This is a genomic window from Kocuria sp. GQ42 (assembly GCF_059758435.1).
The window spans coordinates 242318-257108 of record NZ_JCAXEN010000007.1; the positions used below are offsets into that span (position 1 = coordinate 242318).

A 14791-nucleotide genomic window follows, 5' to 3' on the forward strand; every position below is an offset into this window, starting at 1 on the left:
CCACCGGCGCCGTCAGGGCGCGATGGTGCACCGGGCCAGCACGGCCTGCGTGAACTGCTCCGTGCTCGCCGTCCCGCCGAGGTCGCCGGTGCGGGTGCCGTCGGCCAGGGTCTGCTCGAAGGCGGACTCCAGGTGCCGGGCCGCCCCGGTCTCCCCGAGGTGGTCCAGCATCATGGCGGCCGCCCACATCGTGCCCACGGGGTTGGCGATGCCCTGTCCGGCGATGTCGGGGGCGGAGCCGTGCACCGGCTCGAACATGGACGGGTGGGTCTTCTCCGGGTTCAGGTTCGCGCTGGGGGCGACACCGATCGAGCCGGCGGCCCCGGCGGCGAGGTCGGAGAGGATGTCGCCGAAGAGGTTGGAGGCGACGATCACGTCGAGGCTCCGCGGCTTGAGGACCATCCGGGCGGCCAGCGCGTCGATGAGGACCTTCTCGACCGTCACGCCCGGGTACTCGGCGACCGTGGCCTCCACGACCTCGTCCCAGAACGGCATGGTGTGGATGATGCCGTTGGACTTCGTGGCCGAGACCAGCCGGCCCGTGCGGCGCTGGGCCAGCTCGGCGGCGTAGCGGGCGATCCGGGTGACGCCGGCGCGGGTGAACACGGACTCCTGGACGGCCATCTCCTCGGGCCGGCCGCGGTAGAGCCGGCCGCCGACCTCGGAGTACTCGCCCTCGATGTTCTCGCGGACGACGACGAGGTCCAGCTCGTCGAGCCCGCGCAGGGGCGAGGTCACGCCCGGGAGGATCCGGATCGGCCGGAGGTTGACGTACTGGTGGAACTCGCGGCGGATGGGGATCAGCAGACCCCACAGGGTGACGTCGTCGGGGATGTCCGGGGCGCCCACCGCCCCGAGCAGGACGCCGTCGCCGGAGGCGAGCTGCTCGATGCCGTCGACGGGCATCATCCGGGAGTGGGCCCGGTAGTGGTCGGAGCCCCACCCCCGTTCGCGCCAGTCGACGGTGAAGCCGTGCGCCTGCGCCAGCGCGTCGACGCAGCGCAGCGCGGACGGCATGACCTCCTGGCCGATGCCGTCGCCGGCGATCACGTCGATGGTGTAGTGCCGTGTCCTCGTCACCAGGTCCTCCGCAACGTCGTGGGCGCGGGAAAGGCGGGCGCCTTCCGCGCATGGCGCAGATCATAGCGCCCCGGCCGGCCCGCCCCGTGTGTGGGCGGTCCGGCCCGGGCCCGCGGTTGGCGCGGGGCGGCCCCGGGCAGCACAATGGGAGGCAGCCATCCCGAGCGGCCGAGGGACCTGGACCGACGACGCCGCAGCAACCGTGGTCGACGTCGCAGACCGCACGGTGCTACCGCCAGGACCGATGGGGCACCGCACCCCCGGCACCCCCGCCGGGACCCTCCTGACGCCCGGGACCGTCCAGCGGCACCACTCGCACGAGGAGCTTCCCCATGGCCGACCACCAGTTCGGGTTCCGCACCCGCGCCCTGCACGCCGGGGGCACCCCCGACGCCGAGCACGGCGCCCGCGCGGTCCCGATCTACCAGACCACCTCGTTCGTCTTCAAGGACGCCGACGACGCCGCCAACCTGTTCGCCCTGCAGAAGTACGGCAACATCTACTCCCGCATCGGCAACCCGACCGTCGCGGCGTTCGAGGAGCGCATCGCGTCCCTCGAGGGCGGCATCGGCGCCGTGGCCACCGCCTCCGGCATGTCCGCCGAGTTCCTCGTGTTCGCCGCGCTCGCCCAGGCCGGGGACCACATCGTGGCCTCCGCCCAGCTCTACGGGGGCACGGTCACCCAGCTGGACGTCACCCTGCGCCGCTTCGGGATCGAGACCACGTTCGTCCCCGGCACCGACCCCGCCGACTACCGGGCGGCGGTGCGCCCGGGCACCAAGGCCGTCTACACGGAGGTCGTGGCCAACCCCTCCGGCGACGTCGCGGACCTGGAGGGCCTGGCGGCGGTCGCGCACGAGGCCGGCGTGCCGCTGGTCGTCGACTCGACCATGACCCCGCCGTACCTGGTCCGCCCGATCGAGCACGGGGCGGACATCGTCATCCACTCGGCGACCAAGTTCCTGGGCGGGCACGGCACCACGCTGGGCGGCGTCGTCGTCGAGTCCGGCCGCTTCGACTGGGCGAACGGCAACTTCCCGTCCATGACGGAGCCGGTGCCCACGTACAACGACGTCACCTGGTGGGGGAACTTCGGGGAGTACGGATTCCTGACCCGGCTGCGCACCGAGCAGCTGCGGGACATCGGCCCCGCCCTGGCGCCCCAGTCCGCCTGGAACCTGCTCCAGGGCGTGGAGACGCTGCCGCAGCGCATGGACGCGCACCTGGCCAACGCGCGGGCCGTCGCGCGGTGGCTGGAGGAGGACCCCCGGGTCTCCTACGTCAACTGGGCCGGGCTGCCGAGCCACCCCCACCACGAGCGGGCCCGGCGGTACCTGCCCCTCGGCCCGGGCTCCGTGTTCGCGTTCGGGGTCTCCCCCACGGACCGGCTCGGAGGGCGGGAGGTCGGCGCGCGCTTCATCGAGAACCTGCAGCTGGCCAGCCACCTCGCCAACATCGGCGACGCCCGCACCCTCGTCCTGCACCCCGCCTCCACCACGCACCAGCAGCTTAGCGCCGAGCAGCTGGTCGGCGCGGGGGTGCGGGAGGACCTCATCCGCCTGTCGGTGGGCCTCGAGGACGTCGAGGACATCCTCTGGGACCTCGACCAGGCCCTCACGGCGGCCACCGGCCTGCCCCGGGAGACCCCCGGCCGCGCGGCCGGCGCCCCGGCCGGCGCCACCGCCGCCGACGCCGCCGACGACACCGCCGCTGCCGACGTCACGACCGAAGGAGCGCTCCGATGACCGCCGAGACCCGCACGTGGACGGGGCCGAGCGCGCCCGAGCGGCTGAGCATCCTGCACGGCACCGAGTCGATCGCCGTCGTGGGGGCGTCCGACAAGCCGTCCCGCGCCTCCTACTTCGTCTCGACCTACCTGCTGTCCTCCTCGCCGTACCGGGTGTACTTTGTCAACCCGGCGCTGCGGGAGATCATGGGCCGGCCCGTCTACCCGTCCCTCGCGGACCTGCCGGAGACGCCCGACGTCGTCGACGCGTTCCGGCGCCACGACGACCTCCCCGGCGTGGCCCGCGAGGCCGTGGCCGTCGGGGCGAGGACCCTGTGGCTGCAGCTGGGGTCCTGGCACGAGGAGGCCGCCCGGATCGCCGAGGAGGGCGGGCTCTCCGTGGTCATGGACCGCTGCCTGAAGATCGAGCACGCCCGCTTCCACGGCGGGCTCCACCTGGCCGGCTTCAACACCGGGGTCATCTCGTCGAAGCGCCAGGTCCTGTCCTGAACGCGGAACGGCTCCGTGCGCCCTGAGGCGCACGGAGCCGTTCCGCGTCCGGCGAGGGTGCGGCCGCTACACGCGCTCGACGACGAACGCCACGTCCGCGTTCAGGCTCTGGCTGACCACGCAGTACCGCTCGGTCGACTTGGCCAGCCGCTGGAGGGTGGCGTCGTCGGCGTCGGTGTCGAGGCGGACGGTGAGGACGACGTCCTGGACCCCCACGGCCACGGACCGGTCCAGGCCCAGCGTCCCGCGGGCGTCGAACATGCCCTCCGCGCGGAGCTCGGCCGACCGGATCGGCACGCCCATGGCCGTCGCCACGCTGCGCAGGGTCACGCCCGCGCAGGCCGCGAGCGCGTCGAGGAGCATGTCACCGGAGCAGGCGTCGCTGCCGTCACCGCCGGTGGCGGCGTGCAGGCCGGCCCGCACCGGCCCGGCCCACGTGTCGACGGTGCTCGTGAGCCCGGGGTCGCGGAAGTCGCCGCGGGCGCGCAGGGGCGTGCGGGCCTCCTCGGGGTGCTCCCGGTAGCGTTCCTTGAGGGGGGCCTGCAGCTGCCGCAGGGCCGAGGCGTCGATGTCCGTACGAGATTCCATGGCCTCACTGTAGATGGGCCGGGGCCGGGGCCGCCACGCGGTCCCGGCCCCGGCCTGCTGCTCCGTGCCCGTCAGCGGGTCCTCGTGGGCTTCTGCGCCAGCTCGTCCCAGTAGCCGCGGGTGGTCACCACGTCGGTGCCGTCCCACGCGCCGAGCCCGGACAGGCCCGGGACGTCGCCGCTGTGGAAGATCGGCTCGAGCCCCTGCTTGCGCTGGGCCTCGTAGTTCCGGAGCACCCGGACGGCCACGCCGGCGAGCAGGACCAGGGCCACCAGGTTGATGGTGGCCATGACCGCCATGAAGAGGTCGGCCAGGGACCAGACGAGGTCCAGGGCCAGCACGGCGCCGCCGAAGACGAACACCAGCACGAGCACGCGGTAGGCGGTCATCGCCGCGGGCGAGCCCGTGAGGAAGCGGACGTTGGACTCGCCGTAGTAGTAGTTGCCGATCACGGACGTGAACGCGAACAGGAAGATCGCCACGGTCAGGAAGTGCACCGCCCAGCTGCCCAGCTGCAGGGCCAGCGCGGACTGGGTCAGGGACGCGCCCTCCCGGCCGCCGAACTCGGGGTTGGAGAGGAGCACGATGAACGCGGTGATCGAGCAGATCAGCCAGGTGTCGAAGTACACGCCGAGCGCCTGCAGGAAGCCCTGCTTCGCCGGGTGGGACACGGACGCGGTGGCGCCGGCGTTGGGGGCCGACCCCATGCCGGCCTCGTTGGAGAACAGGCCGCGCTTCATGCCCTGGATGATGACGCCGATCAGCCCGCCGGTGACGAACTCGCGGATGCCGAAGGCCCCCTCGAGGATCTGGCCGAGCACGGCGGGGACCTCGCCGAGGTTCAGGAAGACCACGAGCAGGCCCAGCAGGAGGTAGAGCACCGCCATGATCGGGACGACGATCTCGGAGACCGCGGAGATCCGGCGGATGCCGCCGAAGATGATCGCAGCGGTCAGCCCCACGAGCACGGCGCCGACCAGGATCCGGAACCACAGGGCCTCCGCCGCGGCGATGTCCACGCCGAGGGAGCCGCCGAGCGCGTCCACGATCGAGTTGGACTGCACGGAGTTGAACACGAACCCGTAGGTGAGGGTGATGACGACCGCGAAGAGCAGCCCCATCCAGCGCGCGCCGAGGCCGCGCTCCATGTAGTAGGCGGGCCCGCCCACGTAGCCGGTGGGCGCCTTGATCTTGTAGAGCTGGCCCAGCAGGGACTCCGTGAACGCGCTGGCCGCGCCGATGCCGGCGATCACCCACATCCAGAACACGGCGCCCGGCCCGCCCAGGCTGATGGCGATCGCGACGCCGGCGATGTTTCCGGTGCCCACCCGGGACGCGGCGGAGACGGTGAAGGCCCGGAACGCGGAGATGCCCTTCTGGCCGTCCTCGGCCAGACCGGGCTTGTCGTTGAGCACCCGGAACATCTCCGGGACCAGCCGCAGCTGCACCACGCCGGTGCGGACGGTCAGGTAGAGGCCCACCCCGATGAGGATGGCGAAGACCACGTTCCACACCCAGCCGCCGAGGGTGCCCACGAGATCGGTGACGAGTTCCATTGCAGCTCCGAACTGTGACGGACGCGGGTCCCCGGCGTGGGGTCTGCGGGGCCCGCGTGAACGACCGGGCGCAGCGGTTGCGCGCCCCGACGGAACTCTAGTGGAAGTGACCCGCGTCTCGATGCCCCGCGGGCCCTGCGATCACGGCCGGCGGCGACCGGCACGGGCCGGGTCGCCGCCGGTCGCGATCCCGCGGAGCGGCCGGAGCGGGTCAGATCACGCGCACGGCGCCCTTGTCCGCGGAGGTGACCATCGAGGCGTAGGCGCGCAGGGCCTTGGAGACCTGGCGCTCGCGCGGCTTCGTGGGGTACCACGGGGCCGGCCCCCTGGCCTGCCGCCGGGCGGCCAGCGTCGCGTCGTCCACGTTCACGCGCAGCACGCGCCGGGCGACGTCGATCTCGATCTCGTCGCCGGTCTCGATGAGGCCCACGGCGCCGCCGGCGGCGGCCTCCGGGGAGATGTGCCCGATCGAGAGGCCGGAGGTGCCGCCGGAGAAGCGGCCGTCGGTGATGAGCGCGCACTCCCGGCCGAGGCCGAGACCCTTGAGGTAGGAGGTCGGGTAGAGCATCTCCTGCATGCCCGGACCGCCCTTGGGGCCCTCGTGGGTGATGACCACGATGTCGCCGGGCTCCACGTTCTTGGACAGGATCTCGAAGACGGCCTCGTCCTGGGACTCGACCACGAAGGCCCTGCCCACGAAGTGGAACAGCTCCTCGTCGATGCCGGCGGTCTTGATGACCGCCCCGTCCTCGGCGATGTTGCCGTAGAGGATCGCCAGGCCGCCGTCCCGCGTGTAGGCGTGCTCCACCGAGCGGATGCAGCCGTCCTCGCCGTCGAGGTCGAGGGACTCGAACTTGTTGGCCGTGGAGAACGCCTGCGTGGTGCGCACGCCGCCGGGCGCGGCGTGGAAGAGCGCCCGGGCGCGCTCCGAGGACCGGCCGCTGCGGACGTCCCACTCGTCCAGCCAGGTGCCGAGGTCCGGGGCGTGCACCGCGTGCACGTCCTCGTTGAGCAGGCCCGCGCGGCGCAGCTCGCCGAGGAGCGCGGGGATCCCGCCGGCGCGGTGCACGTGCTCGATGTGGAACCGGGTGGAGTTCGGCGCGACCTTGCACAGGCAGGGCACCCGGCGGGACAGCGCGTCGATGTCCGGGAGGGTGAAGTCGACCTCGCCCTCCTGGGCCGCGGCGAGGATGTGCAGGATCGTGTTGGTGGACCCGCCCATGGCGATGTCCAGGGCCATGGCGTTCTCGAACGCGGCCTTGGTGGCGATGTTGCGCGGGAGCACGGACTCGTCGTCCTGCTCGTAGTACCGGCAGCACAGGTCCACCACCCGGCGGCCGGCCTCGAGGAAGAGCTCCTTGCGGGCCACCTGGGTGGCCAGCGTGGTGCCGTTGCCGGGCAGGGACAGGCCGAGGGCCTCGGTGAGGCAGTTCATGGAGTTGGCGGTGAACATGCCCGAGCAGGACCCGCAGGTGGGGCAGGCGTTGCGCTCGATCTGGCCCAGCTGCTCGTCGGTGACGGACTCGTCGACGGCCATGGACATCGCGTCCACGAGGTCCAGGCGGTGCTCCACGACGCCCTCGACGGCCTCGCCGGACTCCATGGGCCCGCCGGAGACGAAGACCACCGGGATGTTCAGCCGCAGCGCGGCCAGCAGCATGCCCGGCGTGATCTTGTCGCAGTTGGAGATGCAGACCAGGGCGTCGGCCCGGTGGGCGTTGACCATGTACTCCACGGAGTCCGCGATGATGTCGCGGGAGGGCAGGGAGTAGAGCATGCCGTCGTGGCCCATCGCGATGCCGTCGTCGACCGCGATGGTGTTGAACTCCTTGGCCACGCCCCCCGCCTCCCGGATCGCGGAGGCCACGAGGTCGCCCATGTCCTTGAGGTGCACGTGGCCCGGCACGAACTGCGTGTAGGAGTTCGCGATCGCGACGATCGGCTTCCCGAAGTCGTCGTCGCCCATGCCGGTGGCGCGCCACAGGGCGCGGGCGCCGGCCATGTTGCGGCCGTGGGTCGAGGTGCGGGAGCGGAGGTGGGGCATGGCGGAGCTGGGTCTCCTCGGTCGGGGATGTCCGGTGGCGGGGCGGGCGGCGCACGGGCCGTGTGGCACCCGGGCCGGCCGCCGGCGGTCCGCCGTCCAGAATACGCTTTTCGACCGCAACGTCCTGGTGGGCGGACTCGCGTCTCACGATGTGACCGTCGCTCCGCGCCGCCTCCTACACTGGGGCCAGCCGCGCAGTCCCCAGGAGGAGCCGACCATGAGCCACCACCCGACGCCCCCACGGCCGGACGACGGCGCCGCGTTCAGCGTGGACCTGCGCGAGGCCCTCGACCCGCTGGTGATGGCCCTGGACGTCGGCTCCACGGGCAGCCGGGGCGGTCTGCACGACGCCACGGGGACCCCTGTGCGGGGCTACCGGCACAAGATCGAGCACGAGTTCACCACCGCGGCGGACGGGACCTCCGTGATCGACCCCGACCAGGTGACGGAGGAGCTCGCGGCGGTCCTCGACCTCGTCCTGGCCGACCCCGCGCTGGCCGGCCGGGTCGCGGGCGTCGCCCTGGACACCTTCGCGTCCTCGCTGGTCGGCGTCGGGGCCGACGGCGGCGCGGTCACCACGTGCTTCACCTACGCCGACTCCCGGTGCGCCGAGCAGCTGGCCGGGCTGCGCGGCGAGCTCGACGAGCCCGCCGCCCTGCAGCGCACCGGCGCCCGCCTGCACACCTCGTACCTGGCCCCGCGGCTGCGGTGGCTCCGGGAGACGGACCCGGAGGCGTGGGGGCGGGTCCGGCGGTGGATGTCCCTGGGCGAGTACGTGCACCTGCGCCTGCTGGGCACCGCGCGCGCCGGGACCGCCACGGCCGCGTGGACCGGGATGCTGGACCGCCGCACGGGCCGGTGGGACGAGCCCCTGCTCCTGGCCTGCGGGCTGGACGCGGAGCAGTTCAACCCGCTCGCCGACCCGCACGAGCCGATCCCGGACGTCGCCGCGTCCGTGGCCGAGCGCTGGCCGGTCCTCGAGGGCGCGGCCTGGTTCGCGCCGGTGGCCGACGGGCTGAGCGCGAACCTCGGCACGGGCGGCACCGACGCCTCGACGATGGTCGTCTCCACCGCCACCTCGGGGGCCGCACGCGTCCTGCTGCACCGGATCCCCGAGCGGGTGCCGACGGGACTGTGGTGCTACCGCGTCGACGGGGCACGGTGCCTGCTGGGCGGCGCCCTCAACGACGTCGGCCGGGCGCTCGCCTGGCTCGAGCGCACGGTGGCCCTGCCGGAGGGCACCACGCTCGCGGACGTCGCCGCCGCGGACGTGTCCGGATCCACCCCCGTGGTCCTGCCGTTCTTCACGGGCGAGCGCTCGACGGGCTGGGCCGGCGGCGCCCGGGCGGTGTTCGCCGGCGTCTCGGCCTCGAGCACCGGGGCCGACCTGGCCCGCGGGGTGCTCGAGGGCGTCGCGGTCTCGTACGCCCGGGTGGCCGAGCAGCTCGAGGACGCCGCCGGCGGCGTGGACCGCGTGGTGGCCTCCGGCAGCGCGTCGCAGGACGTGCCGGAGCTGCTGCAGCTGCTCGCCGACGCCCTCGGCAAGCCGGTGGCGCGGGCCGAGTTCAAGCGGGCGACCCTGCGCGGCACCGCCCTGCTCGCCCTCGAGAGCCTCGCCCCGGACGTGGCGCGGGCCTCCCCGCCCTGCGGGCCGGAGCACCGGCCGGTGCCCGGACGCGCGGAGCACTACCGTGCCGCGCGCGCGCGCTTCGAGGAGCTCTACGGGGCGGTCGTCGGCTCCTGACCCGGCCGGACTGCTTGGCGTCGCCTGGGTGCCGGCCGGGCGTTCCCTCACACTCGGACACAATGGTGTACCTCCGCTAATACCGTGGCCCCGGCACGGCCGCTTTCCTACCGTGGAGCCTGTGGGTGCGGGTGCGTGCTCCCTCCGGAGCTCGAGCACCCTGCTTCCGCACCCCCTACCCCCGTACCCCCGCACCGCACGGAAGGAACCACGATGGAGGACTCCCTGGGCCGGGAACAGGCCGTCGGACTGCACCGGGCGCTCGAGCGGGCGTCGATCGGGCACCGCCGGCTCTGGGTCCGCTACCTGTACCTGGGCGGGACGGCCGACGAGCTCGAGGTCAGCGCGTACCTGCACCAGTGCCTGGACCTGCCGGTCCGCGAGCGGGACCTGCTGAGCTGGGCGGCCAACACCCTCCTCGACCGCCGGTACCACCCGCGCGTGCCCTCGAGCGCCGACCTCCTGCGCCACGGCACCGGCCACGGCACCCCGGAGCGCACCGCTTGAACGCCTCGCCCCCCGGCCGCTGCGGCACGGAGCCGGCGGCACGGAGCCGTCGGCGCGGGCCGAGGCCGGCTCAGCCCGCGCCGACGAGCAGCAGGGTCGCCCCGAACACCAGGCCCGAGACCACGAGCACCACGGTGGTGTAGCCCAGGATGTCGCGGATCTTGAGCCCGGCGATGGCCAGCAGCGGCAGCGCCCAGAACGGCTGGATCATGTTGGTCCACTGGTCGCCGTAGGAGATCGCCATGATCACCACGGCCGGGTCCACGTCGAGGCGGGCGCCGGCGTCCAGCAGGATCGGGGCCTGCACGGCCACCTGCCCGCCGCCGGAGGGGACGAAGAAGTTCACGAGCCCCGCCGAGAGGAACGCGAGCAGCCCCAGCGTCTGGGGCGTGGCGACGGCCACGACCGAGTCGGAGAGCACCTGGATCAGGCCGGTCGCCGCCATCATCCCCATGATCCCGGCGTAGAGCGGGAACTGCAGGAGGATGTCGCCCACGTTCGCGGCGGCGTTCTTGATCAGCGCCATGACCTCGAAGGCGTTGCGCGCGAGCAGGAAGATCAGGCCCAGGAACATCCAGTTCACGACGTCGAGCGTCACCGTCCCGCCCTCGGCGAAGTGCAGCACCAGGTAGCCGGCGAGCGCCAGCCCCACGACCAGGGTGGGGGCCCGGCTGGCGTCGAGCCGGTCGGCGGGGGTGACGACCTCCTCCTCGGTGACCGTCTGCTCCGAGGCGGCGAGGGCGGCGGCGGTCATCCGGTGGGCGGGGTCCACGGCCCGGGGCGCGATGAGCCACAGGGCCAGCGCGACGAGGACCACGGTGGCGACGACGGCGGTGAGGTTCCAGGCGGAGAACGTGGTCTCGGTGATGGGCACGGTGCGTCCGAGCTGCTCCTCGATGAAGGAGCCCGGGGTGGCCGCGGTGAGCGGCCCGGACCCGGAGTAGCCCATGTGCCAGACCACGAACCCGGAGAACCCGGAGGCCACGAGCATCGGGAAGCTCAGCTCCAGGCCGCGGCGGTCCCCCGCGGCGGCGACGTCGCGGGCGAGCAGGGCGCCGACGACGAGGCCGAGCCCCCACGTGATGAGGGAGGCGACCGCCGCGACCAGGAACACGAACACGTACGCCTGGAGGGGCGTCCGGGGCACCTGCGCCAGGGCGCCGAGCAGCCGGCGCACGGGACGGGTGTTGGCGAGGGCGTGGCCCAGCAGCAGGATCAGCGCCATCTGCGTCATGAACGCGAGCAGCCCGGCGAGCCCCTCGCCCCAGCCGCGCAGCACGTCGGCGGGTCCGGCGTCGGTGAGCAGCAGGGCCATGAGCCCGACGGCGACGCTCAGCAGGATGGCGAAGTTCAGCGCGGACGGGATGTACTTCTCGACGACCGAGTTGACGGGTCGCATCGCCCGGGCGATCGCGGGTTCACGGGTGCCGGTGCTCATGGCGGGGACTCCTGCTGTCGGCGGGCGCGCGGGCGACCACGCCCTCCCCCGCCGGCCGCGGCGCGGCGGGCTCGGCGGGGGTGATCGTGGTCACCGGCGGGGGACGGGACCAGTATTCAGGTGGCGGGCAGGATCGTGGCGGTGCACTCGCCGAAGTCGATGACGGAGCCGCCGGGGCCGGGCGCGGTGCCGGTGAGGGTCACGCTCTGGCCGTCGGCCAGGAACGTCATCTCGGTGCCGCCGGGCAGGGCGAACGGCTCCTTGCCGCCCCAGGAGAGCTCCAGGAAGGACCCGCGCTGGTCCTTCTCCGGGCCGGAGACGGTGCCGGAGCCGAAGAAGTCCCCCGGGCGCAGGGACGCGCCGTTGACGCTCATGTGGGCGACCATCTGGGGTGCGGTCCAGTACAGGGTGGACGCCGGGGGGTGCGAGACGGTCCGGCCGTCCACGCTCACGCCCAGGGTGATGTCCAGCCCCCACGGCTCCTTGCCCTCGTCGTCGAGGTAGGGGGCGAGCTCGTGCTCGCGCGCCGGGGGCGCCACGCGGGCCGCGGACAGGGCCTGCCAGGGCACGACCCACAGCGAGATCGAGGACGCGAAGGACTTGCCCAGGTAGGGGCCCAGGGGGACGTACTCGTAGGCCTGGATGTCGCGGGCGGACCAGTCGTTGAACAGCACCACCCCGAAGAGGTGCTCGGTGGCCGCCTGCTCCAGGGAGACCTCTCCGGCCGGGGCCGCCCCGCCGAGGACGAAGCCGAGCTCCGCCTCGATGTCCAGGCGGCGGGAGGGGCCGAAGCTGGGCGGCCCGTCCTGCTCGGGGCGCAGGCCCTTGGGCCGGGGGAAGTCCTTGCCGGAGGGGATCACGGTGCCGGCCCGGCCGTGGTAGCCCACGGGCAGGTGCTTCCAGTTGGGCAGCAGCGGGGCCTGGTCCGGACGGAACATCTTCCCCACGTTGGAGGCGTGGTGCTCGGAGGCGTAGTAGTCGACGTAGTCGGCCACCGTGAACGGCATGTGCAGGGTGATCCCGTCCACCGGGTGGGAGGCGGCCTCCACCGTGTCCGCGAGCCCGTCGGCGGTCACGACCTCGACGAGCCACGCCCGCAGCGCGGTCCAGGTCCCGTGGCCGGCCGCGAGCAGCGCGTCCAGGTTCGGGGCCGACACCGCCGTGCGCGCGGCGTCGTCGAGCCCCTCCACCGTGGCGGCCAGGGCGGCGACGTCGATCGCCCGGTCCCCCAGGCGCACCCCCAGGCGCGGGTCCCCGCCGGTGGGCGAGAAGGAGGAGTAGGACAGGTTCTCGGGGCCGAAGCCCTCGGCGGCGAAGCGGTCGGCGGCGGTGCTCACGGGGTGGATCTCCTTGGACGTGGGGGAACGGTGGCGACGGCGGCGCCCTCCCGCCCCGGTGGTCGCGGGGCGGGAGGGCGCGGTGTCAGGTGAGGCCGTGCGGGAAGAGGCCGAGGCGCTCGAGGCTCGCGGCGGGCTCGCCCACGCTGCACGTCCCGAAGGACGTGAAGGAGCCGCGCCAGGACCCGTCGGAGGCCCGGGCGAGCTCGACGAGCGGTGCCGGGTCGGTCTCGGTGAGCAGCCGTGCCACCCGCTCGGCGGGCTCGTGGGCGCGGGCGGCCTCGGTGGCCATCGCGATGTTGAGGAAGCCGTGGTGGGTGAACCCCGTGGCGGGGTTCGTGTACCGCACGGCCTCGTGCAGCCCGGCGGTGAGCTTGAACGGGATCCGGGCGGCCACGGCCTCGGTGAGCACCGCGGCCAGCTGCTCGGGGCTGGGGAACAGGTGCGCCTCGATCCCGCCGGTGCGGTGCTTCAGGCGCAGCCCGGTGCCCTCCAGCAGCTCCAGCGCCCCGCCGCGGACCTGGTCCGCGGTCAGCTCGACGTACACCGGGATCTCCGGTGCGGCGGCGGCCTCGCGGATCTGAGCGGACCACACGTCCTGGTCCCCGGCGTCGGTCTTGAGCTCGATCGAGACCATGCGCAGCTCGGGGCCGATCTGCTGGGCGGCGTCCAGCGCCGCCCGCAGCTGCCCGACCGGGACCACGGCGGAGACCTCCACCGGGCGCTCCCCACGGTCCAGGCCCGCCGCGATCCGGCGCGCCTCGGGCAGGTCGTCGAGCTTCAGCACGGCCGGCCCCACGGCGGCGACGAGCGGGTCCGCCCACCGCGCCACGTGGTTCGCGACCGCCTTCTCCAGCGGGGCGAGTCCCGGCGGGAAGGTCGCGGCGTCGTCGAAGAACCCGACGAACTGGGCCGGGACGCGCCGCTCCGCGGTCTCCGTGGTCGGGGCGGCGCTCACGAGTTCGACCAGAGCCCGCCGGTCCACTCCCGGCCGGGGGTCCAGGACGTGACGTACTTGCCGTCGTCGCCGGCCAGGCCGGCCTCGCCCAGCTCCAGCGGGGCGAAGGTGTCGACCATGACGGCGGTCTCGTCGAAGTACTCCACGCCCAGGGACTTCTCGATCGCCCCGGGCTGCGGGCCGTGCGGGTGCCCGCCCGGGTGCAGGGAGATCGACCCCCTGCCGATGCCCGAGCCCTTGCGCGCCTCGTAGTCCCCGTCCACGTAGAACATGACCTCGTCCGAGTCCACGTTCGAGTGGTAGTAGGGCACCGGGACGGCCAGCTCGTGGTAGTCGACCTTCCGGGGCACGAAGTTGCAGATCACGAAGTTGCGCCCCTCGAAGACCTGGTGCACGGGCGGCGGCTGGTGCACCTTGCCGGTGATCGGCATGTAGTCCTTGATGTTGAAGGTGTACGGGTAGAGGCACCCGTCCCAGCCCACCACGTCGAAAGGATGCTGCGGCAGGACGTGGACCGTCCCGTCCAGGCCCGAGGGGCCGCGGCCGCGGTGCTTGACGTAGACGTCCACGTCGGTCTCGTCCCGCAGGAGCACGCCGGAGGGACCGTGCAGGTCGCGCTCGCAGTAGGGGGCGTGCTCGAGCAGCTGCCCGTACTTGGAGAGGTAGCGGTGCGGCGGGGTGATGTGGGAGTTCGCCTCCACGAAGTAGAGCCGGGCCGTCTCGCCCTCCCGCAACACCCAGCGGTGGATCGTGGCGCGCGGGATCATGACGTAGTCGCCCTCGACGGCCTCGAGCGGGCCGAACTGGGTCTCCACCAGGGCGGAGCCGCGCTCCACGTAGACGCACTCGTCGCCCACGGCGTTCTTGTACAGCGGGGAGGTCTTCCCCACCCAGGCGTAGGAGAGCCGCACGTCCGCGTTGCCCATCACCAGCCGGCGGCCGGTCACCGCGTCGGTCCCGGCGGCCTGCTCCTCGGTGAACAGCTCGTGCAGCTTCAGGTGCCGCGGCAGCAGCGGGTCGTTGGGGGTCAGGGTCTGGTCGGGCAGCTCCCAGCGGCGGGTCCCGACGATCGCCGAGGGTATGTGCCGGTGGTAGAGCAGCGACGAGTCGGAGGAGAAGCCCTCCTCGCCCATGAGCTCCTCGTAGAGGATCCTGCCCTCGTCGTCCTTGAACAGGGTGTGACGCTGGCGGGGCACCGGGCCCAGCTGCCGGTAGTAGGCCATGGCCGTCTCCTTGCGTGTGGCGGTCTGTGATCCAGCTCTCCCCCAGATAGTAAAGCGTTGTATTATATGGGGCAACCCCT

Annotated in this window: 12 protein-coding genes; 4 read left to right on the forward strand and 8 right to left on the reverse strand. The window is 73.2% G+C overall.

Annotated elements, in window-relative coordinates:
- Positions 1-12 precede the first annotated feature (12 nt).
- The gene (locus tag AC6CH6_RS15275) at positions 13-1080 is read right to left on the reverse strand and encodes a tartrate dehydrogenase (protein ID WP_498255757.1); all 1068 of its coding nucleotides are present in this window, start codon (positions 1078-1080) and stop codon (positions 13-15) included.
- Positions 1081-1412: 332 nt separating this feature from the next.
- Between AC6CH6_RS15275 and AC6CH6_RS15280 the strand changes: the two genes are divergently transcribed.
- Both AC6CH6_RS15280 and AC6CH6_RS15285 read left to right on the forward strand, forming a co-directional pair.
- Positions 1413-2825: an O-acetylhomoserine aminocarboxypropyltransferase/cysteine synthase family protein gene (locus AC6CH6_RS15280; protein WP_498255758.1), complete on the forward strand. Its 1413-nt coding sequence runs from the start codon at positions 1413-1415 to the stop codon at positions 2823-2825.
- Complete coding sequence (locus AC6CH6_RS15285) at positions 2822-3316, forward strand: CoA-binding protein (RefSeq protein ID WP_095649797.1); 495 nt, start codon at positions 2822-2824, stop codon at positions 3314-3316. Before AC6CH6_RS15280 ends, AC6CH6_RS15285 begins: the two co-directional genes overlap by 4 nt.
- A 66-nt stretch (positions 3317-3382) precedes the next feature.
- Here the strand turns inward: AC6CH6_RS15285 and AC6CH6_RS15290 are convergent, their stop codons facing one another.
- The 3 genes from AC6CH6_RS15290 to ilvD all read right to left on the reverse strand — a co-directional run bounded on the left by AC6CH6_RS15290 (position 3383) and on the right by ilvD (position 7504).
- The gene (locus AC6CH6_RS15290) at positions 3383-3904 is read right to left on the reverse strand and encodes an OsmC family protein (protein ID WP_206063969.1); all 522 of its coding nucleotides are present in this window, start codon (positions 3902-3904) and stop codon (positions 3383-3385) included.
- A 71-nt stretch (positions 3905-3975) separates the two neighbouring features.
- Positions 3976-5460: an alanine/glycine:cation symporter family protein gene (locus tag AC6CH6_RS15295; RefSeq protein ID WP_498255759.1), complete on the reverse strand. Its 1485-nt coding sequence runs from the start codon at positions 5458-5460 to the stop codon at positions 3976-3978.
- A gap of 211 nt (positions 5461-5671) precedes the next feature.
- The gene (ilvD, locus tag AC6CH6_RS15300) at positions 5672-7504 is read right to left on the reverse strand and encodes a dihydroxy-acid dehydratase (RefSeq protein ID WP_498255760.1); all 1833 of its coding nucleotides are present in this window, start codon (positions 7502-7504) and stop codon (positions 5672-5674) included.
- Between the two features lie 217 nt (positions 7505-7721).
- Between ilvD and AC6CH6_RS15305 the strand changes: the two genes are divergently transcribed.
- Entirely contained in the window at positions 7722-9248 is a 1527-nt protein-coding gene (locus tag AC6CH6_RS15305) for a gluconokinase (protein WP_498255761.1), read from the forward strand.
- Positions 9249-9461: 213 nt separating this feature from the next.
- Positions 9462-9755, forward strand: coding sequence for a hypothetical protein (locus tag AC6CH6_RS15310; protein ID WP_498255762.1), 294 nt, complete (start codon positions 9462-9464; stop codon positions 9753-9755).
- 70 nt (positions 9756-9825) lie between these two features.
- Here AC6CH6_RS15310 and AC6CH6_RS15315 read toward each other — a convergent pair whose 3' ends face one another.
- From AC6CH6_RS15315 to AC6CH6_RS15330, 4 genes are all read right to left on the reverse strand, one after another.
- The gene (locus AC6CH6_RS15315) at positions 9826-11193 is read right to left on the reverse strand and encodes a short-chain fatty acid transporter (RefSeq protein WP_133409008.1); all 1368 of its coding nucleotides are present in this window, start codon (positions 11191-11193) and stop codon (positions 9826-9828) included.
- A 116-nt stretch (positions 11194-11309) separates the two neighbouring features.
- Entirely contained in the window at positions 11310-12530 is a 1221-nt protein-coding gene (gene fahA / locus AC6CH6_RS15320) for a fumarylacetoacetase (RefSeq protein WP_498255763.1), read from the reverse strand.
- 85 nt (positions 12531-12615) lie between these two features.
- The gene (locus AC6CH6_RS15325; protein WP_498255764.1) at positions 12616-13488 is read right to left on the reverse strand and encodes a hypothetical protein; all 873 of its coding nucleotides are present in this window, start codon (positions 13486-13488) and stop codon (positions 12616-12618) included.
- Complete coding sequence (locus AC6CH6_RS15330) at positions 13485-14711, reverse strand: homogentisate 1,2-dioxygenase (RefSeq protein ID WP_498255765.1); 1227 nt, start codon at positions 14709-14711, stop codon at positions 13485-13487. The genes AC6CH6_RS15325 and AC6CH6_RS15330 overlap by 4 nt, the downstream gene beginning before the upstream one ends.
- Between the last annotated feature and the right edge of the window lie 80 nt (positions 14712-14791).

Coding starts and splice junctions, on each gene's coding strand:
- ilvD (WP_498255760.1), bottom strand. CDS start 7,504: ATGCCCCACCTCCGCTCCCGCACCTCGACCCACGGCCGCAACATGGCC.
- AC6CH6_RS15305 (WP_498255761.1), top strand. CDS start 7,722: ATGAGCCACCACCCGACGCCCCCACGGCCGGACGACGGCGCCGCGTTC.
- AC6CH6_RS15315 (WP_133409008.1), bottom strand. CDS start 11,193: ATGAGCACCGGCACCCGTGAACCCGCGATCGCCCGGGCGATGCGACCC.
- AC6CH6_RS15290 (WP_206063969.1), bottom strand. CDS start 3,904: ATGGAATCTCGTACGGACATCGACGCCTCGGCCCTGCGGCAGCTGCAG.
- AC6CH6_RS15285 (WP_095649797.1), top strand. CDS start 2,822: ATGACCGCCGAGACCCGCACGTGGACGGGGCCGAGCGCGCCCGAGCGG.
- AC6CH6_RS15310 (WP_498255762.1), top strand. CDS start 9,462: ATGGAGGACTCCCTGGGCCGGGAACAGGCCGTCGGACTGCACCGGGCG.
- AC6CH6_RS15280 (WP_498255758.1), top strand. CDS start 1,413: ATGGCCGACCACCAGTTCGGGTTCCGCACCCGCGCCCTGCACGCCGGG.
- AC6CH6_RS15295 (WP_498255759.1), bottom strand. CDS start 5,460: ATGGAACTCGTCACCGATCTCGTGGGCACCCTCGGCGGCTGGGTGTGG.
- AC6CH6_RS15330 (WP_498255765.1), bottom strand. CDS start 14,711: ATGGCCTACTACCGGCAGCTGGGCCCGGTGCCCCGCCAGCGTCACACC.